The organism is Bacillus sp. ES1-5, from assembly GCF_022487605.1.
Taxonomy (GTDB): domain Bacteria; phylum Bacillota; class Bacilli; order Bacillales; family Bacillaceae_G; genus Bacillus_A; species Bacillus_A wiedmannii.
Window position 1 is genome coordinate 1 of the sequence record NZ_JAKVPU010000042.1, and the last position, 688, is coordinate 688.

The window sequence follows — 688 nt, forward strand, 5'->3', positions numbered from 1 at the left end:
TGAGGGACATCTAATAACTCTGTTAATTGTGTTACATTACAAATTTTACGGTGTTCTAGCTCCTTCACAATTTGTAACCTAACTGGATGGGCCATAATCTTTAATAATTCTACATTCGCCTCTGGGATTTTGTACATTTCATTACTTGCTTGAATAGTTTTCATTTAAATATCTCCTTTTATAATTTCGTTTTATTTTAATTATCTATTTTAAGTATGTTGTGTTTACTTGATTACATTCATAACCACTATATTGTTTGTTCTTTTGTCTCTCTATCAGATTCAATATATAGAAGTATTATGATGGCTAAAAATCCAACAAAAGATAGCATAGGGATCGAGATGAAGCCAAACAAATTCAAGTAATCTTCCGTACAAGAAACGCCTACTGAACACATCTTCAATTCACTTGTAGGAAAAGCCTGAATCGTGATTTGATAAACGGCTACTAATAGGCCAATACATGCAAATGGAAATGCATATGTACTTACGTATGGATCTTTTCTATAGATACCTATACCTAATATTAATACTAATGGATACATGGCCATCCTTTGATACCAGCACAAATCACATGGAGGCAGCTTCATCCATTCACTAAAAACCAAACTTATGACCGTTGCACTAGTAGCTATCATCCAAGCAATTTCAATTTGATACTTTCGAATGATTGACATCCTATATTCCCC

Annotated in this window: 1 protein-coding gene and 1 pseudogene; both read right to left on the reverse strand. The window is 33.0% G+C overall.

Annotated elements, in window-relative coordinates:
* Window positions 1–164 (reverse strand): annotated as a pseudogene (locus MKO96_RS29190) (ArsR/SmtB family transcription factor); the annotation flags it as partial.
* 83 nt (window positions 165–247) lie between these two features.
* A complete protein-coding gene (locus MKO96_RS29195; RefSeq protein WP_240589344.1) occupies window positions 248–676 on the reverse strand; it encodes a disulfide bond formation protein B in 429 nt (142 codons plus the stop codon).
* Window positions 677–688: the final 12 nt, after the last annotated feature.

Coding starts and splice junctions, on each gene's coding strand:
- MKO96_RS29195 (WP_240589344.1), bottom strand. CDS start 676: ATGTCAATCATTCGAAAGTATCAAATTGAAATTGCTTGGATGATAGCT.